This window comes from Pseudomonas sivasensis (assembly GCF_013778505.1).
Classification (GTDB): domain Bacteria; phylum Pseudomonadota; class Gammaproteobacteria; order Pseudomonadales; family Pseudomonadaceae; genus Aquipseudomonas; species Aquipseudomonas sivasensis.
In genome coordinates this window covers 131,338-152,478 of the sequence record NZ_JAAOWU010000003.1, presented here as the reverse complement: position 1 = coordinate 152,478, position 21,141 = coordinate 131,338, and the positions used below count along the sequence as shown (strand labels likewise).

The following is a 21,141-nucleotide window of genomic DNA, read 5'->3' as shown; positions in this document are numbered from 1 at the left end:
TCGCCCATGAAACCGACCCGCCTGTTATCAGTTTGGCTTGGCGTACTGCTGGGCTTGAGCATCCTGCTAGGCACTGCAACCGCCTTGCAGTTCAAGGTGCCCGCCACCTTGCACTCGGTGGCGTGGGGCTTGCTCCTGGCGCTGTTGCTGCTGGCCTTGCTGGACGCCGCGCGACTGCGCCGTCGACCGTCGCCTCGTGTGCATCGGCATATGCCCGGCAGCCTGGCGCTGGGTCGCTGGGGCGAAGTACGTCTGGCCCTGGAACACGACTCCTCGCAGGCGCTGACGGTTCAGGTGTTCGATCACGTCCCCGATGGGTTGAGCATGGAGAACATGCCCCAATCCATTGAGTTGCGCCCCGGTGCACGCAGTGAACTGGGCTATCGCCTGCGGCCCCTGCGGCGAGGGCATTTTACGTTCAGCCGCTGCGAAATCCATCTGCCCAGCCCATTGGGGCTCTGGTCCGCCAGGCGCTTCATCGAAGTCGAGGATGCCACCCGCGTCTACCCAGACTTCGCTCGCCTGTACGGGGCACAACTGCTGGGGGTGGATAACTGGTTGAGTCAACTGGGAGTGCGTCAACGTCAGCGTCGCGGTTTGGGGCTGGAGTTTCATCAGCTGCGCGAGTTTCGTGAGGGCGACAGCCTGCGGCAGATCGACTGGAAAGCCACGGCGCGGCAACGTACCCCCATCGCAAGGGAGTATCAGGACGAGCGCGACCAGCAGATCGTGTTCATGCTCGATTGCGGCCGACGCATGCGCAGCCAGGATGATGAGCTGTCCCATTTCGACCACGCACTGAATGCCTGCCTGCTGCTCAGTTACGTGGCCTTGCGCCAGGGCGATGCCGTGGGGTTGTGCACCTTTGCTTCTGACCAGCCACGCTACTTGGCGCCGGTAAAAGGGAGCAGTCAGTTGAACCTGCTGCTCAATGCGGTATATGACCTGGACACCACCCGTCGAACTGCCGACTACGAGGCGGCGGCCAGTCAACTGCTCTCTAGGCAAAAGCGTCGGGCATTGGTGGTTGTGGTCAGTAATCTGCGAGACGAGGACGATGAAGCGCTACTCTGCGCCGTCAAGCGCATCAGTCGCCAACATCGGGTAATGGTGGCCAGCATGCGAGAGGAAGTGCTCGATCTACTGCGCCAGTCCCCTGTGCAAACCTTGCCCGAAGCCCTGGCCTACAGCGGCACTGTCGACTACCTCAATACCCGGAATGAACTGCACGACCGCTTGAACGCTCACGGCCTGTCGGTGTTGGATACGCTGCCATCAGACATGGGAGCGGCCTTGGTGACACGCTATCTGGATTGGAAGAAAGCGGGAGTGTTCTGAAAAAAGCGTACGACTACGGCTGGACAGCAACACCCCAGCCGCGTCGACCGCTCGCTGCTTCTTAGGCTGAAGCCTGCAATGAGTCAAAGCTGAAGTACCGCAACAACAACTTGATCAGTTGCCCATATTCCGCTGGAGCCTGAAGCACGCTGAACCCGGAGTCGTAACGCTGCGGGTTGATATCTTCACGGCTCCACAGGCAGGTTGCCGTGAGGTCAACGGCATGGAAGGTGTCGTCAGCCCCGGGAATTTTCAGGCGCAGCTCGAAATCAGCATCGACCATCATGGGCAACTCGCTGATCAACATCAGCCCGTCGCAAGAGACGTTGCCCAAATAGCCGATGGGCTTGTCGGTAACACGGTTAAACACCTGGAGGAAATAACGTAGTTGATGCCGCTCAATCCGTCGGTCGGTAAACATGGTGAGATCGCCATGCAGTGGCCATGGTTGTGGCCGGTCCAGTGATTCGGAACGAGCGTAATTGCTCGCTCTCCCTGGATCTCGGTATGACAAAAGACAACGCTCTGTCACTAGACAGCTGCCGAATCCGGGCCCTGCCTCCATTTGAATAGAAACCTATACAAACGGACATCCAAAGAATAGCCCAAGACTGGCAAGAGGCCAGTTATAAAGTGGCGAATCTCATCACAGTGAGGCTGGACGCGGCTGTGCAACACTCACGCCGCGGTAGTGACCCAGTTGTTGCAGGGTGTCCAACCTTGCGCGTGCTCGGTAGGCGTATTCGCTCGACGGGTACTGATTAATGATGAATTGGTAGGTTTGCACCGCGTCGACAAACAGTTTCTGTCGTTCCAGACATTGCCCGCGCAACATCGAGACCTCTGGCTGTACATAACGCCGGGTGCGGCTCTCGCGGTCGACCTGGGACAATTCCAAGGTGACACGCTCGCAGTCACCGACCTTGTAAGCGCGGTAGGCGTTGTTCAAATGGTGGTCCATCGACCAGCGGGTGCAGCCGACAACACTGACGGCCAGGGCAGCAATGAGCAAAATTCGCATGAAGGTTCTCCTGTCTTGTGCAGTGTATCGACCCCTCGTCCAAAATCTTCAAAGATGTTCATCTATTCAATCGGCGCGAAAACAAGTGAATCGGCGATAAGTAGTGCAAACGAACAATGACTACAACCAAAGAGCATAGTAGCCTTCCTCAGCGCTTGAACTCAGGAGTCTGTGCATGTCCGTCCGTCGTACCAAAATCGTCGCCACCCTTGGCCCGGCCAGTAACTCGCCGGAAGTCCTCGAACAGCTGATTCTGGCTGGTTTGGACGTTGCCCGTCTGAACTTCTCCCACGGCACCCCGGACGAGCACAAGGCTCGCGCCAAGCTGGTGCGTGACCTGGCCGCCAAGCACGGCCGCTTCGTCGCACTGCTGGGTGACCTGCAAGGCCCGAAAATCCGTATTGCCAAGTTCACCAACAAGCGTATCGAGCTGAAGATCGGTGACAAATTCACCTTCTCCACCAGCCACCCGCTGACCGAAGGCAACCAGGACGTCGTGGGTATCGACTACCCGGACCTCGTCAAGGACTGCGGCGTCGATGACGAGTTGCTGCTGGATGACGGCCGCGTTGTAATGCGTGTCGACACCGCCACCCCGACCGAACTGAACTGCACCGTGATCATTGGCGGTCCGCTGTCCGATCACAAAGGCATCAATCGTCGCGGCGGTGGCCTGACTGCCCCGGCCCTGACGGAAAAAGACAAGGCCGATATCAAGCTCGCTGCTGAAATGGAAGTGGACTACCTGGCCGTGTCCTTTCCGCGCGACGCCGCTGATATGGAATACGCCCGCAAACTGCGCGACGAAGCCGGCGGTACTGCCTGGTTGGTGGCGAAGATCGAACGCGCCGAAGCCGTGGCCGACGACGAAACTCTCGACGGTCTGATCAAAGCGTCCGACGCCGTGATGGTTGCCCGTGGTGACCTGGGTGTGGAAATCGGTGACGCCGAGCTGATCGGTATCCAGAAGAAGATCATCCTGCACGCACGCCGCCACAACAAAGCGGTGATCGTCGCGACCCAGATGATGGAGTCGATGATCCAAAACCCGATGCCGACCCGCGCCGAAGTATCCGACGTGGCCAACGCCGTGCTCGACTACACCGACGCCGTGATGCTCTCGGCTGAAAGTGCCGCCGGCCCGTACCCGCTGGAAGCTGTGCAGGCCATGGCGCGCATCTGTGTCGGCGCCGAAAAGCACCCGACCAGCAAGACCTCCAGCCATCGTATCGGCAAGGTCTTCGAAAGCTGCGACCAGAGCATCGCCCTGGCAGCCATGTACACCGCCAACCACTTCCCGGGCGTCAAAGCGATCATCGCCTTGACCGAAAGTGGCTACACGCCGTTGATCATGTCGCGCATTCGTTCCTCGGTTCCGATCTACGCGTTCTCCCCTCACCGCGAAACCCAGGCCCGCGCGGCCATGTTCCGTGGCGTGTACACCGTTCCGTTCGACCCGGCGTCGTTGCCGCCCCATGAAGTCAGCCAAGCGGCCATCGACGAACTGATCAAGCGTGGCGTCGTGGAGAAAGGCGACTGGGTCATCCTGACCAAGGGCGACAGCTACCACACCATCGGCGGCACCAACGGCATGAAGATCCTGCACGTTGGCGACCCAATGGTCTAAGTGACACGCTGAAAACAAAAACCCTGCCATGCGAATGGCGGGGTTTTTTGCTTTTCATGTGGGTTAGCGTTTTGCGATAAACCCCGATAACGCCGCAATCGCCTCCGGTGACTTCAAGCGCTGGACGAACAACGCGCCCTCCTCCTCGATGACCTGGCGTAACTGATCACGGTCCACACTTTTCATCAATTGCTTGGTCACCTGCACCGCCCCCGGCGCCAGGATTTCAAAACGCTCAGCCATTTCCCGCGCCTTGGCCAACGCCGCTTCACCACTGCCCAACGCCTCAGTGGCGATGCCCCAGGCGGCAGCCTGCTCCCCGGTAAACCCCTCGCCCAATAGCAAAAGTTCAGCTGCCTTCGCATGCCCAAGCAAACGCGGCAGGATCAGGCTCGAACCAAACTCCGGGCACAGCCCCAAGTTGACGAACGGCATACGCAAGCGCGCATCACGACTGATGTAAACAAGGTCACAGTGCAGCAGGAGGGTTGTGCCAATCCCCACCGCGACTCCCGCCACTGCCGCGATCACCGGCTTACGGCAGTTGAGTAGGCTTTTCATAAAATGAAACGCTGGGCTGTCGAGATCATTGGGCGGCTGTTCAAGAAAATCGCCGATGTCATTACCGGCGGTAAAACACTCGCTGCTGCCCTGGATCAGCACAGCGCTGATCGCTGAGTCGGCATCCGCCTGCTCCAGCGCCTCGGCCAGTTGCGTGTACATGGCGCGGGTCAGGGCGTTTCTCTTTTCCGGGCGGTTGAGCTGCAGGGTCAGCAACCCGCGCTCGCGGTGCAGCAGGATGGCGTCGGTCATGGTGAGTCTCGCGGCTGTAGAGTTCAGCGCTCAACCACGGGGCAGGAACACATCGGCCAGCAGTTGATTACGCGGCAGTCCCGCCAGAAACAGGCGCTTGGAAAACGCCTCGACACTGGCGTGGTGTCCGCAGAGTAAGGCGAGCGTTTGCCGGGAAACAAGCCGCAGTTGCGCCAATGCCTGGGCCGACTCGGCCGCGGTCCACAGTTCCACCGTAAGGTTCGGATGACATGCACCCAGCGCCATCAGGGGTTCAGCCAGATAATGGCCGTCGGCATCATGGGCCAGGTGAATCACACGAATGGCGCCTTGGTGATCCTGGCGCAAAGCCTCGCGCAACACGCCCCACAACGGGCCGAGGCCAGTGCCGGAGGCAAGCAGCCAAAGCGGCCGGGATTGCCAGTCGGGATCGTATTGCAAAGCGCCGCCGCGTAGCTCGCCCAGGCGCAGTTGATCCCCGACCTGCAACTGCCGGGCAAGATCACTGAATTCACCGGGCTGCCGGCAATCGATATGAAACTCCAGAAATGCATCTTCCTGGGGCAGGCTTGCCAGGGAGTAAGGCCGCGCGACGTGCCCTGCCCACAGCACCAGGTGCTGTCCAGCCCGATAACGGAGACCGCGCTCAGGTTGCAGGCGCAGGCGCACTACATTCGAGTTCAGCCAATCAGCACCCACCACCAGGGCGGCCAAACCGTCACGCAGCGGGTCAAACGCCTCGACCTGCAGATCGCCCGTCACTTGGCACTGGCAGGCCAACCGCCAACCGTCCTGGCGTTGCGCGGGGCTCAGGGCATCGGGCTGCTTGTCCTCGACCTCGCCCCGGCAGCGCACCAAACACGCATGGCAACTGCCCGCCCGGCAACTGTAGGGCACGGCCACACCCGCCTGGTTCAAGGCATCCAGCAGATTGCTGCCGGCAGTTACCGACCAATGGCGTTCGCCGACGTACAGTTCAGGCATATAAGGACTCAATTACAGGGGACGCGCACAGGGAATCATGCCTGCGACAGTTTGACCATAGTCGGGTGTATCGGCCACCGCGTCGGGTTATACTGCCGCGCCTTTTTAGCGTCGCGCCTGCACCACTTTGGCGTGCCTTGGAAAGGTGGGCTCAGCCGACCGATGTACCCCTCTGAGCCCACCTTTATTGAATGTTCCCTTATAGAGGAGCGCGACTCATGACCGTGATCAAGCAAGACGACCTGATTCAGAGCGTTGCCGACGCCCTGCAATTCATTTCCTACTACCACCCCGTTGACTTCATCCAGGCGATGCACGAGGCCTACCTGCGCGAAGAATCGCCGGCAGCCCGTGACTCCATGGCGCAGATCCTGATCAACTCGCGCATGTGCGCCACCGGCCATCGCCCGATCTGCCAGGACACCGGTATCGTCACCGTGTTCGTGCGCGTGGGCATGGACGTACGTTGGGATGGCGCCACCATGGGCCTGGACGACATGATCAACGAAGGCGTGCGTCGCGCCTACAATCTGCCGGAAAACGTCCTGCGCGCATCCATCCTGGCCGACCCGGCCGGTGCACGTAAAAACACCAAGGACAACACCCCGGCCGTGATCCACTACTCCATCGTCCCGGGTAACACCGTGGAAGTGGACGTGGCGGCCAAAGGTGGTGGTTCCGAGAACAAATCAAAAATGGCCATGCTCAACCCGTCCGACTCGATCGTCGACTGGGTGCTCAAGACTGTTCCGACCATGGGCGCCGGCTGGTGCCCACCGGGGATGCTCGGCATCGGCATCGGCGGCACCGCCGAGAAAGCCGCAGTGATGGCCAAAGAAGTGTTGATGGAGTCCATCGACATCCACGAGCTGAAAAAGCGCGGCCCGTCCAACCGTGTCGAAGAGATGCGCCTGGAGCTGTTCGAGAAGGTCAACCAACTGGGCATTGGCGCTCAGGGCCTGGGTGGCCTGACCACCGTGCTCGACGTGAAGATCATGGACTACCCGACCCACGCCGCCTCCCTGCCGGTGTGCATGATCCCCAACTGCGCCGCCACCCGTCACGCGCACTTCGTGCTCGACGGCTCGGGCCCTGCGTCGCTGGAAGCGCCACCGCTGGACGCCTACCCGGAAATCGTCTGGGAAGCCGGCCCGTCGGCTCGTCGCGTCAACCTCGACACCCTGACCCCGGAAGAAGTCCAGAGCTGGAAACCGGGCGAAACCGTGTTGCTCAACGGCAAGATGCTCACTGGCCGCGACGCTGCGCACAAGCGCATGGTCGAGATGCTGAACAAGGGCGAAACCCTGCCGGTAGACCTCAAGGGTCGCTTCATCTACTACGTCGGCCCGGTTGATCCGGTGCGCGAAGAAGTGGTTGGCCCGGCTGGCCCGACCACCGCGACGCGGATGGACAAGTTCACCCGTCAGATCCTTGAGCAAACCGGCCTTTTGGGCATGATCGGCAAATCCGAGCGCGGCCCGACCGCCATCGACGCGATCAAGGACCACAAGGCCGTGTACCTGATGGCCGTGGGCGGCGCCGCTTACCTGGTGGCGCAAGCTATCAAGAAGTCGCGGGTTGTCGCGTTCGCCGAACTGGGTATGGAAGCGATCTACGAGTTCGACGTCAAAGACATGCCGGTCACCGTTGCAGTCGATAGCAAAGGCGAATCCGTGCACATCACCGGTCCCGCCATCTGGCAACAAAAGATCAGTGAAAGCCTGGCGGTAGAAGTGCAGTAAGCGCTTTCCCTCAAGGATAAAGGCGACTGCGGCCCCATGGCCCAGTCGCCTTTTTTATGGCGCGTGGTATGGTGCTTGCCCCTTACCGTGCCTGCTCATCACCGTATGATCGCGATCCCTCGCCCCCTGCGCCTGACCTTCTACGCCCTGTTGATCATCGCTGGTGCGGTGCTGGCCGCTGCATTGGCCACGCGCCAGGCCGAACGCCAGGCCCTCGTGGATGAGGCCGCCCGCGCCAACCAACAGCTCGCGTTATATGCCAACTCGCTGCACACCCTGATCGAACGCTACCGCGCCCTGCCCGCCGTGCTCGCACTGGACTCGGAAATGATCAGCGCGTTAAAAGGCCCGTTGGACACCGCTACCCAGGACGAGCTTAACCGCAAGCTCGAACGCATCAACGGCGCCGCGCAGTCGTCCACCCTGGAATTGATGGACCGCACCGGCCTGGCCGTGGCTGCCAGCAACTGGGCGCTGCCGAGCAGTTACGTCGGGCACAACTATGCATTTCGGCCGTATTTCAGCCAGACCAAAAGCCAGGGCACCGGGCGCTTTTACGCGGTGGGAGTGACCACCGGGATTCCGGGTTACTTCCTTTCCAGCGCGGTGCTCGATGAACACGAGCAGTTCCTTGGCGCCATGGTGGTGAAGCTGGAGTTCCCTGAGCTTGAGCAAGAATGGGCCCAGGGGAATGACTTGCTGCTGGTCAGCGATGCGCGTGGCATCGTGTTCATTGCCAACCAGCCTGGCTGGCGCTATCGGAACCTGCGGCCGCTATCGGCCAATGACCTCGCTGAGCTCAAGGCCACCCGCCAGTACGACAAGAAACAACTGCTGGCGCTGGAAACCGACACCCTGCAGCGCTTCGACGAAAACAGTCACCTGATGCGCGTCAACGGCCCCGACGGCAGCGCCCAATACATCTGGGAATCCCTGCCATTGAAGGCAGAAGGCTGGACCCTGCACCTGCTGCGCAAACCGCAATTTCCTTTTGAAGACCAACGCAACGCGGGACTGGCCGCCGCCGGTTCCTGGCTGGCACTGGTGTTCCTCGCGCTGTTCCTGAGCCAACGCTGGCGCCTGGCCCGCTTGCGCCAGCGCAGCCGTGAAGAGCTGGAGCAACTGGTGGAAGAACGCACCCAGGCCCTGCGCACCGCCCAGGATGGTTTGGTGCAATCAGCCAAGCTGGCGGCGCTGGGGCAGATGTCCGCCGCCCTCGCCCACGAAATCAACCAGCCACTCACGGCCCAGCGCATGCAGCTTGCTACCCTGCGCCTGTTGCTGGATCACGGCCGTGTGGACGACGCCTACAAGGCGCTCACGCCGCTGGACGACATGCTCACGCGCATGGCCGCACTCACCGGCCATCTCAAGACCTTCGCTCGCAAAAGTCCTAGTGGCCTGCGCGAACGCCTGGACCTGGCCACGGTGGTCGACCAGTCCCTGCATCTGCTCGACGCGCGCCTGCGCGATGAAGCCATTGGCGTCGTGCTGGACCTGACACGCCCGGCTTGGGTGCGCGGCGATGCCATCCGCCTGGAACAAGTACTGATCAACCTGCTGCGCAACGCCCTCGACGCCATGGCCGACAAACCGCGCAAGCGCCTTGAGATCCGCCTGCACGCCGACCAACAGCTTTGGCTTTTGACCGTCAGCGACAGCGGCGGCGGGATCCCCGAAGAACACCTGAACAACGTGTTCGATCCGTTCTTCACCACCAAGCCGGTGGGTGACGGCCTCGGTTTAGGGCTGGCGGTGTCCTTCGCTATCGTGCACGAACTGGGTGGACGCCTGATCGCCGATAACCAGGGCGACGGCGCGACTTTCACCCTGACCTTGCCCATCGCGCTGGAGACGCCGGACCTATGCTGAATGCGGTGATTGTGGTCGATGACGAAGCCAGCATTCGCACGGCCGTGGAGCAGTGGTTGAGCCTCTCAGGGTTTGAGGTGCAGTTGTTCAGCCGCGCCGAGGAATGCCTGGCGCACCTGCCCAAAGACTTTCCCGGTGTGATCCTGAGCGACGTACGCATGCCTGGTCTCAGCGGCCTGGAATTGCTCGCCGAAGTACAGCGCCGCGACGCCGACTTGCCGGTGATATTGCTCACTGGTCACGGCGACGTGCCGATGGCCGTCGAAGCCATGCGCGACGGCGCCTACGATTTTCTGGAAAAACCCTTCAGTCCCGAGGCCCTGCTCAACAGCCTGCGACGTGCATTGGACAAACGCGGACTGATCCTGGAAAACCGTCGCCTGCATCAACAGGCCGATCACCGCTCGCAGCTTGAATCCAGCCTGCTCGGCGTGTCCCGCGGGTTGCAGAATCTGCGCCGCCAGGTGCTCGACTTGGCCAGCTTGCCGGTCAACGTGTTGATCCGTGGCGAGACCGGCAGCGGTAAAGAACTGGTCGCGCGCTGCCTGCATGATTTCGGCCCGCGGGCCAAGAAGCCGTTTGTGGCGCTCAATTGCGCGGCAATTCCCGAGCAGTTGTTTGAAGCCGAGTTGTTTGGCCACGAAAGCGGCGCGTTCACCGGCGCCCAGGGCAAGCGCATCGGCAAGCTGGAGTACGCTCACGGCGGCACGCTGTTCCTGGATGAAATCGAAAGCATGCCCTTGGCCCAACAAGTGAAACTGTTGCGGGTATTGCAAGAACAAAAACTGGAACGACTGGGCTCCAACCAGAGCATCCATGTGGACTTGCGCATCATTGCCGCGACCAAGCCTGACCTGCTCGAAGAGGCCCGCGCCGGACGCTTTCGCGAAGACTTGGCCTATCGCCTCACCGTCGCACAATTGCGCCTGCCGCCCTTGCGCGAGCGTCGTGAAGATATTCCGCTGCTGTACGAGCACTTTGCCCACAGCGCTGCCGAACGCTTAGGCCGCACGCCCGAGCCGTTGAGCGGCCCAGCCTTGGGGCGCCTGCTCAGCCATGACTGGCCCGGCAATGTGCGTGAACTGGCCAACGTCGCCGAGCGCCAGGTATTAGGCCTTGGCGAGCCGGAGCCGGAGGGCATCGAGGCCGGGCAATCACTGGCTGCGCAGCAGGAAGCCTTCGAAGCCCATTGCCTGAAGGCCGCCTTGACCCGGCACAAGGGCGATATCAAGGCGGTATTGACGGAGCTGCAACTGCCCCGCCGGACGTTCAATGAAAAGATGCAGCGCCATGGCCTTGCACGGGACATGTTCCTCAAGGACGAATGAGCGGATTTCCGCTCATTGGCCCCGAATCTTCAGCAAGTTTCCGCTCAAAAAAATCTGCAAACCCTTCTAGATCGGGCCTTCATCTACCTGGCACAGCTCCTGCTATAGCCCAGCCAGGCAGCGCTCGCGCCGCTCCATAAAAACAACTAGATGAAGGATCCTTCAATGGATAACTCCAACTCCCTGCCTCTGGGGTCGGCGGCAGCGCCGGCAAAAGAACGCACCACCTCCAGCCGCATCAAATCGATCTTCAGCGGATCGGTCGGCAACATGGTCGAGTGGTACGACTGGTACGTCTACGCCGCTTTCTCGCTGTACTTCGCCAAAGCCTTCTTCCCGAAAGGCGACACCACCGCCCAACTGCTCAACACCGCCGCGATCTTCGCCGTGGGCTTCCTGATGCGCCCGATCGGTGGCTGGCTGATGGGCCTGTACGCCGACAAGGTCGGGCGTAAAAAAGCCCTGATGGCCTCGGTCTACCTGATGTGCTTCGGCTCGCTGCTGATTGCCCTGAGCCCGGGCTATGAATCCATTGGTATCGGTGCGCCCATCCTGCTGGTGTTTGCCCGTTTGCTGCAGGGGCTATCAGTCGGCGGCGAATACGGCACCTCCGCCACCTACCTCAGCGAGATGGCGACCAAGGAACGTCGCGGCTTCTACTCCAGTTTCCAGTACGTAACCCTGATCTCCGGCCAGCTCATCGCGCTGGCGGTGCTGATCGTGCTGCAACAGGTACTCACCACCGAGCAACTGTACGCGTGGGGCTGGCGTATCCCGTTCGCCATCGGCGCCCTGTGCGCAGTCGTCGCGCTGTATCTGCGTCGTGGCATGGAAGAAACCGAGTCCTTCACCAAGAAAGAAAAAGCCAAGGAAAGCGCAATGCGCACCTTGATGCGTCACCCCAAGGAACTGATGACCGTGGTCGGCCTGACTATGGGCGGCACCCTGGCGTTCTACACCTACACCACCTACATGCAGAAATACCTGGTGAACACCGTCGGGATGAGCATCTCCGACTCCACCACCATCTCGGCGGCCACGCTGTTTCTGTTCATGTGCCTGCAGCCCATCATCGGCGGGCTGTCCGACAAAGTCGGCCGTCGTCCGATCCTGATCGCCTTCGGCATCCTCGGCACCCTGTTCACCGTGCCTATCCTCACCACCCTGCACACCATCCAGTCCTGGTGGGGTGCGTTCTTCGTGATCATGGCCGCGCTGATCATCGTCAGTGGCTACACCTCGATCAACGCGGTGGTGAAGGCCGAACTGTTCCCGACCGAAATCCGTGCCCTGGGCGTGGGCCTGCCGTATGCACTGACCGTGTCGATCTTCGGCGGTACAGCTGAATACATCGCGCTGTGGTTCAAGAGCATCGGGATGGAAACCGGCTACTACTGGTACGTGACTGCGTGTATCGCGGTGTCGCTGATGGTCTACGTGACCATGAAAGACACCCGCAAACATTCGCGGATTACCACGGACTAAACATGTGGGAGGGGGGCAAGCCCCCTCCCCCATTGGTTTTACATCGCTGGGTTAATCAGGACAGTTCTGCCACCTCGTTGCGCCCATACCGCCGCTGCGCATACGAAGCCCCGGCAATCATCACCACCAGCACCGCCGCCAATACCGCCGATGATCCAATGGTGCCGAAATCCAATCCGCCCTTTTCATGGGGCTTGGTCAGGAAGTCGCCCAGGGTTGCACCAAACGGCCGGGTCAATACAAACGCCACCCAGAACAACAACACCGACGAGATTTGGGTGAAGTACTTGAGCGCCACCACCGCAGCGATGGTCGAGCCAATCAACAAGGCACCACCGGCGAAGCCGAGACCCGAATCATCCGCCAGGAAATCGCCCAATGCGGTGCCCAATGTGTTGGAGAACAGGATCGCCATCCAATAGAACAACTCACCCCGGAAGGTCTGCACCTTGTTCACGTTCAGCGAGTCACCGCTGAGGTGCCACAGCGCAAAAATGATCATCAGGATCACAATCAGGATCATCGACCCCGTGGCGTAACCCAGCCCCAGGGTACGGTCCATGAAGTCGGACATCGTGGTACCCGCAGTGCTGGTGGACAAAATCACGATCCAGTACAGCACCGGGTTGTAGGTTTTGGACCAGAGTTGCGTCACCAGGGTGACCAGGAACACGCTGATCAAAATCATCGAACTGATCGCGTAACCGACATTCAGGGTCATCGACAACAAGTCCCCGGCGGTTTCGCCCAAGGTGGTTGCGCAGATTTTCATGACCCAGAACGCCAGGGTGATCTGAGGAAGTTTATTCATAAGGTAGAAGGCTCCGAAGCTCAGTCTTTCGATGGCCGACTTATAGGGGTGTCGACCTTGTGCGCAGACTGAACGGGCCGCTGTGAAAAATAGGTGGGCGATGAATGAAAATTCCATGGCTTGATGGAAATTCGCTGCCACGGGTTGCACTATGACCGCCTCCCAGAATTGCGTAGCAGGAACCCCGGCTCATGTCTGACGATATCCATTTCTACGAACCCGCCAACGGCCACGGCCTGCTACATGACCCGTTCAACGCCATCGTTGGTCCACGGCCAATCGGCTGGATCTCGTCGCACGACAGCGAAGGCCGCCTGAACCTGGCGCCCTACAGCTTCTTCAATGCGTTCAACTACATTCCGCCGATCATTGGGTTTTCCAGTGTCGGGCGCAAAGACAGCCTGAACAATATCGAACAGACCGGCGAGTTCGTGTGGAACCTGGCTACCCGCCCGCTGGCCGAGCAGATGAACCAGAGTTGCGCGGCGGTCTCGCCGGAGGTGAATGAGTTCGAGTTGTCCGGCCTGACGCCGGTGGCCTCGAAAATCATCGCCGTGCCACGGGTGGGCGAAAGCCCGGTGTCATTCGAATGCAAGGTGACGCAGATTATCCAGCTGCAACGCGCCGACAAAGGGTTGGTGCCGAGCTGGCTGGTGCTGGGCGAGGTGGTCGCGGTGCACATTGCCAAGTGGCTGCTCAAGGATGGCATCTACGACACCGCCGCCGCCGAGCCGATCCTGCGTGGTGGCGGCCCGGCGGACTACTTCCAGCTGGGGCCGGAGGCGCTGTTCAAGATGTATCGCCCAGGCGCCAGCAAACCCTGACTGAAATACAACAAAAATGTGGGAGCGGGCGTGCCCCGATGGCAATGGCACATTCAACATCTTTGTTGACTGACACACTGCTATCGGGGGCAAGCCCCCTCCCACATTAGATTGTCGGCGTTGTTCAGATGGCGGCGCTCGCCCAGGTCAGCTGCCCCTCTTCATCCACACCGATCAACCGCTCAAGCTGCACGGTGGCTGCATCATCGGCGTCGGAGGCGGTCTTGAACGTCTGTCCATCCAGGATCTTGTGAAACTTCGGTGCCCCCATACCATCCAGTGCCTTGACGGCGACGGCGGCGCTGTAGCCCCCTTCACCCGGTACTACGGCGGATACGGCTTCGTGGTGGGCAAATTGTTTACGTGCCATGTTGCAGGTCCTGGCCAATGGAAAGGCGGCCATTCTAAACCTGTTCACCCAGCGAGTTGCAGGTACTCGCCATAGGCGTTGGTGGCGGATGCATCAGTGAAGGTTTGGAAATCCATGCTGCGCACCACCATGTCGTTCAACAGCTCGGTAAAGATCATCAGGGCCGGCGAGCTGAAGTAGGCACTCATCGCCTGCTCGCTGCTCCAGAAACCCGAGACCAACCACACATCGGGATCGACCTGGGAATGCTGCAACGAGAATTGCAGACAACCCTGAGCCTGGCGACCCGGTTCGATCAAACTGCTCAAGCGTGCACCGAGTTCGGTGCTGCACCCGGTGCGGGCGCGGATAAAGGCCATATGGCTCGCGGGAATGGGGGTGGACATGTTCGACTCTCCCGTTGAGAAGTGATGCTCGGCAAACACGGTGAGGGTGTGCTGCCACAGGATCAAAGATAACGGCGCGCAGGTAGGCGCGGTTAGTCGATTCCTGCCGGCTTATTGCACAATCCTGCGAGAAGCGTAAACCGGGTACTCGGCTCACTGGTTTTGCGCCATGCACAAACGCAGTATTTCAGGGAGATGACAGGCCTCACGCTTGCCTGATTGGCGATACGCCGCAGGATCAGGCAAGGATTGTGCAGAATCGACCTAACACTATTTGAAAAGCCGCCGCTAAGCTGACCCCATCAAAGCCGCCTGCAGAGGACGCTTCATGTCGTCGCCCGAATATCAGTCCATTCCTCTCGATGCCGAGATGGAAAAGCAGCGTGCCGAACTGGCCAGTATCGTGCACAGGCATACTTGGGAAGATGGCTCCTACGGTACCGCGATCACGTCGCTCTACCTGAACCGCCACAACACGCCACGCGACTTTATGCCGGTGCTGGTGGAACCCGCGCTGTGCATCCTTGCCAACGGCAGCAAGGAAGTGCGCCTGGCGGATGAAATCTTTGCCTACGACCCGCTCAATTACCTGGTGTTCTCGGTGGCGATGCCAGTGGCCGGGCGGATCATCGACGCCACGCCCGACGATCCGAACCTGTCGGTGCGGATCAATATCGACCCGGCGCAGCTGACCGCCCTGATCGCTGAAGCCGGCCCCATGGGCGTACCCACACGCCCGACATCACGCGGCATGTACGTGGACCGGATTGACAACCAATTGCTCGACGCGGTGCTGCGCCTGGCGCGCTTGCTGGATACGCCCAAAGACATCGCCATGCTGGCCCCACTGATCAACCGGGAAATTCTTTACCGCTTGCTACGTGGGCCGCAGGGTTATCGCCTGTATGAAATTGCCGTGGCCAACAGCCAGAGCCATCGGGTGAGCCAAGCGATCAAGTGGCTCAATGGCAACTACGAACAACCGCTTCGCATTGATGATCTGGCCAAGGAAGTGAACCTGAGCGTTTCGACATTGCACCACCGCTTCAAGGCAATCACCGCCATGAGCCCCTTGCAGTACCAGAAGCAGTTGCGCTTGCAGGAAGCACGCAGATTGATGATCGCCGAAGGGCTGGAAGCATCAGCGGCGGGGTATCGGGTGGGGTATGAAAGCCCGTCGCAGTTCAGTCGGGAATACAGCCGATTGTTTGGGGCGCCGCCGCTGCGGGATCTGGCCCGCCTGCGCCAAAGCATCTGACCGAATGAAGATCAAAATGTGGGAGGGGGCTTGCTCCCGATAGCGGTGGATCTGCTTTAGATACCTGACTGAGACACTGCCATCGGGGGCAAGCCCCCTCTCACATGGGTCCGCGAGCATTCAATCCAGGGTGCGCGGTAGTTGCAGAGTCACCCGTAACCCCCCCTCCCGCAAATTCTGCAAACTCACTTCACCGCCATGGCTGTGGGCAATATTGCGCGCAATCCCCAGGCCCAACCCATAGCCCTGCTGCTGCCCGGAAAGGCGGAAGTGCGGCTCGAATACCTGTTCCAAACGCTGCTCCGGAACGCCGGGACCTTCATCGTCGACGTGCAGGACAAACTGCGCACCATCATCCTCGATATGCAAATGCGCGTTCTGCCCGTACTTCAACGCGTTATCGATCAGGTTGCCGATACACCGCTTGAGCGCCAGCGGCTTGCCCGGATAGGTCGCCAATGCAGCGCCATCCAGGGTCACACGGCCGTTACCGTTTGGCGCCACATAAGGCTCTACCAGGCATTCGAGCACATGGTTGAGGTCGACCGGCTGGATGTTCTCGTGGATATCGGTGTCTTTCACACATTGCAGCGCGCCCTTCACCAGCAACTCCAATTCATCCAGGTCACGGCCGAATTTGGTTTGCAGGTTTTCGTCTTCGAGCAGTTCCACACGCAGACGCAGGCGGGTGATCGGTGTGCGCAGGTCGTGGGAAATCGCGCTGAACAGTTGGCTGCGCTCGGTCAAATAGCGGCTGATGCGCTCGCGCATGGCATTAAACGCGCGGCCCACTTCCACCACTTCACTGCCGCCGCCTTCGGCCACCGGCTCCACATCGGCGCCGAGAGACATGTCTCGCGCTGCCCGCGCCAAGCGCTTGAGGGGGCGGCTTTGCCAGTGCACCAGCAGGCCAATGAACAACAGCAGAAAACCGCTGGTCAACACGATAAACCACACCTGCTGGGACGGTAGGCCCTGTTCTTCAAGGCTGGTGTAGGGCTCAGGCAGCAACGAGGCGATGTACAGCCATTCGCCGGGGGCGAGTTGGATCTGGGTCACCAGCACCGGCGGGTTTACCGGTTCCAGGGTCAGCGCGTAATGGGCCCAAGAGCGCGGCAACTCATCGAGCTTGAGGCCGGCGTTGAAGATGCGCAGGTCTTCGGCGCTGACGAATTCCACCGAGATGTGCACGTCGGCGCCCAGGGTCTGGCGCAGCACTTCGTCCACGGCCACCAGCACCGCCTGCTTGCGTGGGGTTTCGGGCAATACCTGCATGTCCAGCGGACGGTCATTAAGGGTGACTACAAACCGGGTGCCGCCCATGCTACGCAATTGGTCGAGAACCAGCGGACGATAGGCCACCGGCAACGAACGGAAGTAACTCACACTGGCGGTCATCGAATGGGCCAGGCTGCGAGCGCTGGTGACCAGGCCCTCAAGCTGGGTAGCACGCAACTGCGAAACCCAAATCACGCTGGACAACGCCTGGGCGAACAACACCGCAAGTAAGGTCAGCAGCAGCATACGCCCCAGCAGCGAGCGCGGTACCGGGAAGCGGCGCCGGCGTTCGGTCACCGGCTCAGTGGACATTGCCGGCAACCACGCTGGCTGCCAGTTGATAACCGCTGCCACGTACGGTGCGGATCAGCCTCGGGGGCTTTTCGGTGTCGCGCAGGCGTTGGCGCAGGCGGCTGACCGCCATGTCGACGATGCGGTCCAGCGGCATCAGGTCGCGGCCACGGGTGGCGTTGCCGATAGTGTCGCGATCGAGAATTTGTTGCGGATGGTCGAGAAACAACTTGAGCAGTGCGAAGTCGGCACCGGAGAGAATCACCTCCTCGCCGTCCAGGTGGAACAGCCGATGGCTGATCATGTCCAGGCGCCACTCATCGAACACCAGCACATCGCCACTCCCACTGCGCTCCTGGCCAAACTGGCAGCGCCGCAACAGAGCCTTGATCCGCGCCTGCAACTCGCGAGGGCTGAACGGCTTGCCGATATAGTCATCGGCGCCCAGTTCCAGGCCGATCACGCGGTCGGCTTCGTCAGAACTGGCGGTGAGCATAATGATCGGCACCTGCGCCTGGCGCGGATGCTGGCGGATCCAACGGCAGAGGCTGAAGCCATCTTCGTCCGGCAGCATCACATCGAGGATGACCAAGTCGCACGGCGCCTCGTTCATCGCCTGGCGGAACCCCGCGCCATCCGGCACACCACGCACCTGGAAGCCGGCGCGACTGAGGTAGGTTTGCAGCAATTCGCGGATTTCCTGGTCGTCGTCGACGAGGAGAATCGATTTACTGATTACGCTCACGGGGTCCTCCTTGTTGTTATGGGGTGTTCTTGATGGCCTCATAGGGGGCAGGTCACTGCCTAAGCAAATGCCTGCTCTAACGCCACACCCGCCCCGGTCAACCCGGAATACGGCGCGGTCACCAACCACACCGGAATACCTTTGAAGTAGTCGCTCATGCAGCCTTTGTCGCTGAAACTCTTGGCAAAGCCGCTGTTGATGAAAAAGTCGGCAAACCGCGGAATCACCCCACCCACGATATACACACCACCGCGTCCACCGGTGGTCAGCACATTGTTGCCCGCCACTCGGCCCAGCCAGACGCTGAACTGCTCCAACACTTCCATCGCCACCGGGTCGCCGGCCAAGCCTGCAGCCGTGATGGCTTCGGGCGTGTCGAGCACAGGCGCGTGACCGTCCACCGCACAAATCGCGCGGTACAGACGCGGCAAGCCGCCACCGCTCAACGCCGTTTCAGCGCTGACGTGGCCAATCTCGTTGTAAATGTGTTGCCACAACTGGGTTTCCCGAGGGCTGCTCAGGGGCAGGTCGACGTGGCCGCCCTCCCCCGGCAACGCCGCGTAACGACCTGCGCCGAGATCCAGCAGTGTGCCGACGCCCAGGCCAGTGCCAGGCCCGATCACCACCGCCGGTCGCAACGGCTCCGGCGTGCCCTCACAAACCACGCGAAATTCGTCGGGTTGCAGGCGGGTCATCCCCAGGGCCATGGCGGAGAAGTCATTGACCAGCAGCAGTTCATCCACCTGCAAGGTCTTGCAGAACGCCGTCTTGCTCAGGCGCCAGTGATTGTTGGTGAATTTGAATTCATCGCCACTCACCGGCCCGGCTACCGACAGGCACACCGCGCCGATGTCCCCGATTTCCAGGCCCTCTTCCTTCAGATAGACCTTGATCGCCTCTTCAGGGGTTGGGTAATCCGCCGTGGCATGCACCCGAATCGAATGCAGTGCCGAATCCCGCCACACTGCAAAACGGGCGTTGGTACCCCCGATATCACCGACCAGCGCTAACTTCACTTAAGCGTCTCCAAGGCAGAGGTAAAGGCGCTGGCGCCCTGCTCTGCGGAGCTTGCGGCCAAGCGCATAAATCCAAACAGCTCGCGGCCGGCCCCCACGTTATTGCCCAGAAGGCCCGTGGCAGGCGTGCGCGCTGCAAATTCTTCGGCGTCCACCTTAAGCTCCAAGGTGCCGGTAACGCCATCCACACGAATGATATCGCCATCGCGTACTCGCGCCAGCGGCCCGCCGCTCTGGGCTTCGGGGTTGACGTGAATCGCGGCGGGAATCTTACCCGACGCGCCGGACATACGCCCGTCTGTCACCAATGCCACCTTGAAACCACGGTCCTGCAGCACACCCAGGAACGGCGTCATCTTGTGCAGCTCGGGCATGCCGTTGGAGCGCGGGCCCTGGAAGCGCATCACCGCGACGAAATCTTTTTCCAACTGACCAGCCTTGAACGCATCGGCCAGATCCTGCTGATCCTGGAACACCACCGCCGGCGCTTCGACGATCTGGTGCTCTGGGGCTACCGCAGAGACTTTCATCACACCGCGGCCGAGGTTGCCTTCCATCACGCGCAGACCACCTTCCGGCGAGAACGCACGGGCCACGGGCCGCAGGATGGTTTCGTCGAGGCTTTCGATAGGACCGTCACGCCAAACCAGCTCGCCGTCGACCAGGAACGGTTCCTGGATGTATCGGCTCAGGCCCTTGCCGGCCACGGTGTTGACGTCTTCGTGGAGCAGGCCCGCTTCCAGCAGCTCACGGATCAGGAACGACATGCCGCCCGCCGCCTGGAAGTGATTGATATCGGCCTTGCCGTTTGGATACACGTGGGACAGGGTCGGCACCACCTCGGAGAGGTCAGCCATATCGTCCCAGGTGAGGATGATGCCTGCCGACATGGCGATGGCCGGCATGTGCAGGGTGTGGTTGGTGGACCCGCCGGTCGCGTTGAGGGCGACGATGGAGTTGACGATGGATTTCTCGTCGACGATCTCGCCGATCGGCGTGAAGTTGCCGTTGGCCTTGGTCAGGCGCGTAACCTGATGCGCGGCTTCACGGGTCAGCGCGTCACGCAGCGGCGTGTACGGGTTGACGAATGAGGCGCCCGGCAAGTGCAGACCCATCACTTCCATCAGCAATTGATTGGTGTTGGCAGTGCCGTAGAAGGTGCAGGTGCCGGGGCTGTGGTAGGACTTCATCTCCGATTCCAGCAGCTCTTCGCGAGTGGCCTTGCCTTCGGCGTAGCGCTGGCGCACGTCGGCTTTCTGCTTGTTGGAGATACCCGACGGCATCGGGCCGCCCGGTACGAAGATCATCGGCAGGTGACCATAGCGCAGCGCGCCCATCATCAGGCCGGGGACGATCTTGTCGCAGATGCCCAGCATCAGTGCGGCGTCGAACATATTGTGGGACAGCGCCACCGCCGTGGACATGGCAATGACTTCACGGCTGAGCAGGCTCAGCTCCATCCCCGGCTCGCCCTGGGTCACACCGTCGCACATTGCAGGCGTACCACCAGCGAACTGGCCGACCGAGCCGACTTCACGCAGAGCTTTCTTTATTTGTTCAGGGAAATGTTCGTACGGCTGGTGCGCCGACAGCATGTCGTTATATGAGGAAACAATTGCCACGTTGGCGGCATTCATCATGCGCAGGCTGTTTTTGTCTTCGGTGCCGCAACCGGCCACGCCGTGGGCAAAGTTGGCGCATTGCAGCTTGCCGCGCATCGGACCGTCGCTGGCGGCGCCGCGAATGAGCGCAAGGTAAGCCTCACGTGTGGCGCGGCTGCGGGCGATAAGCCGTTCGGTGACCTCAAGAACGCGGGGATGCATGTGTAGAACTCCAGGCTAACGGATGTGGCGACCTGAGTGTCTATGCTGATCAAACGCCCGCAGCTCATGGGATGGCAGGGTGTCGTTTGAATCATCGGACCAGTTGATTCAGGTCACTCGTTGTAGATTGAACAAAATATTGCCACTAAA

At 60.8% G+C, this 21,141-nt stretch carries 19 protein-coding genes; 8 read left to right on the top strand and 11 right to left on the bottom strand.

Going from position 1 to position 21,141, the window contains the following annotated elements; all coding sequences use genetic code 11:
- The first annotated feature begins 6 nt into the window (after positions 1–6).
- Complete coding sequence (locus G9Q84_RS07040; protein WP_181643060.1) at positions 7–1,338, top strand: DUF58 domain-containing protein; 1,332 nt, start codon at positions 7–9, stop codon at positions 1,336–1,338.
- 61 nt (positions 1,339–1,399) lie between these two features.
- Here the strand turns inward: G9Q84_RS07040 and G9Q84_RS07035 are convergent, their stop codons facing one another.
- A complete protein-coding gene (locus G9Q84_RS07035) occupies positions 1,400–1,759 on the bottom strand; it encodes a PilZ domain-containing protein (RefSeq protein ID WP_095185774.1) in 360 nt (119 codons plus the stop codon).
- A gap of 225 nt (positions 1,760–1,984) precedes the next feature.
- Positions 1,985–2,359: a tol-pal system YbgF family protein gene (locus G9Q84_RS07030; RefSeq protein WP_032890874.1), complete on the bottom strand. Its 375-nt coding sequence runs from the start codon at positions 2,357–2,359 to the stop codon at positions 1,985–1,987.
- 175 nt (positions 2,360–2,534) lie between these two features.
- Between G9Q84_RS07030 and pyk the strand changes: the two genes are divergently transcribed.
- Positions 2,535–3,986, top strand: coding sequence for a pyruvate kinase (gene pyk / locus G9Q84_RS07025; protein WP_122756126.1), 1,452 nt, complete (start codon positions 2,535–2,537; stop codon positions 3,984–3,986).
- A gap of 63 nt (positions 3,987–4,049) precedes the next feature.
- Here pyk and G9Q84_RS07020 read toward each other — a convergent pair whose 3' ends face one another.
- Positions 4,050–4,799 carry an enoyl-CoA hydratase-related protein gene (locus tag G9Q84_RS07020; RefSeq protein ID WP_122756125.1) on the bottom strand — a complete coding sequence of 250 codons (750 nt, stop codon included), beginning with the start codon at positions 4,797–4,799 and terminating at the stop codon, positions 4,050–4,052.
- 30 nt (positions 4,800–4,829) lie between these two features.
- Complete coding sequence (locus G9Q84_RS07015; protein ID WP_122756124.1) at positions 4,830–5,762, bottom strand: iron-sulfur-binding ferredoxin reductase; 933 nt, start codon at positions 5,760–5,762, stop codon at positions 4,830–4,832.
- A 218-nt stretch (positions 5,763–5,980) separates the two neighbouring features.
- Between G9Q84_RS07015 and G9Q84_RS07010 the strand changes: the two genes are divergently transcribed.
- The 4 genes from G9Q84_RS07010 to G9Q84_RS06995 all read left to right on the top strand — a co-directional run bounded on the left by G9Q84_RS07010 (position 5,981) and on the right by G9Q84_RS06995 (position 12,189).
- Positions 5,981–7,504 (top strand): fumarate hydratase, encoded by a 1,524-nt coding sequence (locus G9Q84_RS07010; protein ID WP_122756123.1) that lies wholly within the window; start codon positions 5,981–5,983, stop codon positions 7,502–7,504.
- Positions 7,505–7,609: 105 nt separating this feature from the next.
- The gene (locus G9Q84_RS07005; protein WP_122756122.1) at positions 7,610–9,376 is read left to right on the top strand and encodes a sensor histidine kinase; all 1,767 of its coding nucleotides are present in this window, start codon (positions 7,610–7,612) and stop codon (positions 9,374–9,376) included.
- Positions 9,370–10,704: a sigma-54-dependent transcriptional regulator gene (locus G9Q84_RS07000; RefSeq protein ID WP_095185777.1), complete on the top strand. Its 1,335-nt coding sequence runs from the start codon at positions 9,370–9,372 to the stop codon at positions 10,702–10,704. Before G9Q84_RS07005 ends, G9Q84_RS07000 begins: the two co-directional genes overlap by 7 nt.
- A 165-nt stretch (positions 10,705–10,869) precedes the next feature.
- A complete protein-coding gene (locus tag G9Q84_RS06995) occupies positions 10,870–12,189 on the top strand; it encodes an MFS transporter (RefSeq protein WP_181643059.1) in 1,320 nt (439 codons plus the stop codon).
- A 55-nt stretch (positions 12,190–12,244) separates the two neighbouring features.
- Here G9Q84_RS06995 and G9Q84_RS06990 read toward each other — a convergent pair whose 3' ends face one another.
- Complete coding sequence (locus G9Q84_RS06990) at positions 12,245–13,000, bottom strand: COG4705 family protein (protein WP_032890866.1); 756 nt, start codon at positions 12,998–13,000, stop codon at positions 12,245–12,247.
- 191 nt (positions 13,001–13,191) lie between these two features.
- Here G9Q84_RS06990 and G9Q84_RS06985 point away from each other — a divergent pair, with 191 nt between their 5' ends.
- Positions 13,192–13,824 (top strand): flavin reductase family protein, encoded by a 633-nt coding sequence (locus G9Q84_RS06985; RefSeq protein ID WP_122756121.1) that lies wholly within the window; start codon positions 13,192–13,194, stop codon positions 13,822–13,824.
- Between the two features lie 124 nt (positions 13,825–13,948).
- Here the strand turns inward: G9Q84_RS06985 and G9Q84_RS06980 are convergent, their stop codons facing one another.
- Together G9Q84_RS06980 and G9Q84_RS06975 are read right to left on the bottom strand one after the other, a co-directional pair.
- Positions 13,949–14,194, bottom strand: coding sequence for a hypothetical protein (locus G9Q84_RS06980; protein ID WP_032890864.1), 246 nt, complete (start codon positions 14,192–14,194; stop codon positions 13,949–13,951).
- A 44-nt stretch (positions 14,195–14,238) separates the two neighbouring features.
- Complete coding sequence (locus G9Q84_RS06975; protein WP_032890863.1) at positions 14,239–14,580, bottom strand: antibiotic biosynthesis monooxygenase family protein; 342 nt, start codon at positions 14,578–14,580, stop codon at positions 14,239–14,241.
- Positions 14,581–14,908: 328 nt separating this feature from the next.
- On the opposite strand from G9Q84_RS06975, the gene G9Q84_RS06970 reads away from it, so the two are divergent.
- Positions 14,909–15,838, top strand: coding sequence for an AraC family transcriptional regulator (locus tag G9Q84_RS06970; protein ID WP_032890862.1), 930 nt, complete (start codon positions 14,909–14,911; stop codon positions 15,836–15,838).
- Positions 15,839–15,958: 120 nt separating this feature from the next.
- Here the strand turns inward: G9Q84_RS06970 and G9Q84_RS06965 are convergent, their stop codons facing one another.
- From G9Q84_RS06965 to edd, 4 genes are read right to left on the bottom strand one after another with little or no spacing between them, the layout of a single operon-like run.
- Entirely contained in the window at positions 15,959–17,428 is a 1,470-nt protein-coding gene (locus tag G9Q84_RS06965) for an ATP-binding protein (RefSeq protein ID WP_032890861.1), read from the bottom strand.
- Complete coding sequence (locus G9Q84_RS06960; protein ID WP_185160019.1) at positions 17,418–18,194, bottom strand: response regulator; 777 nt, start codon at positions 18,192–18,194, stop codon at positions 17,418–17,420. The genes G9Q84_RS06965 and G9Q84_RS06960 overlap by 11 nt, the downstream gene beginning before the upstream one ends.
- 17 nt (positions 18,195–18,211) lie before the next feature.
- Positions 18,212–19,168 carry a glucokinase gene (locus G9Q84_RS06955; protein ID WP_032890859.1) on the bottom strand — a complete coding sequence of 319 codons (957 nt, stop codon included), beginning with the start codon at positions 19,166–19,168 and terminating at the stop codon, positions 18,212–18,214.
- On the bottom strand, positions 19,165–20,991 hold the full coding sequence (gene edd / locus G9Q84_RS06950; protein ID WP_032890858.1) for a phosphogluconate dehydratase: 1,827 nt from the start codon (positions 20,989–20,991) through the stop codon (positions 19,165–19,167). Before edd ends, G9Q84_RS06955 begins: the two co-directional genes overlap by 4 nt.
- Positions 20,992–21,141: the final 150 nt, after the last annotated feature.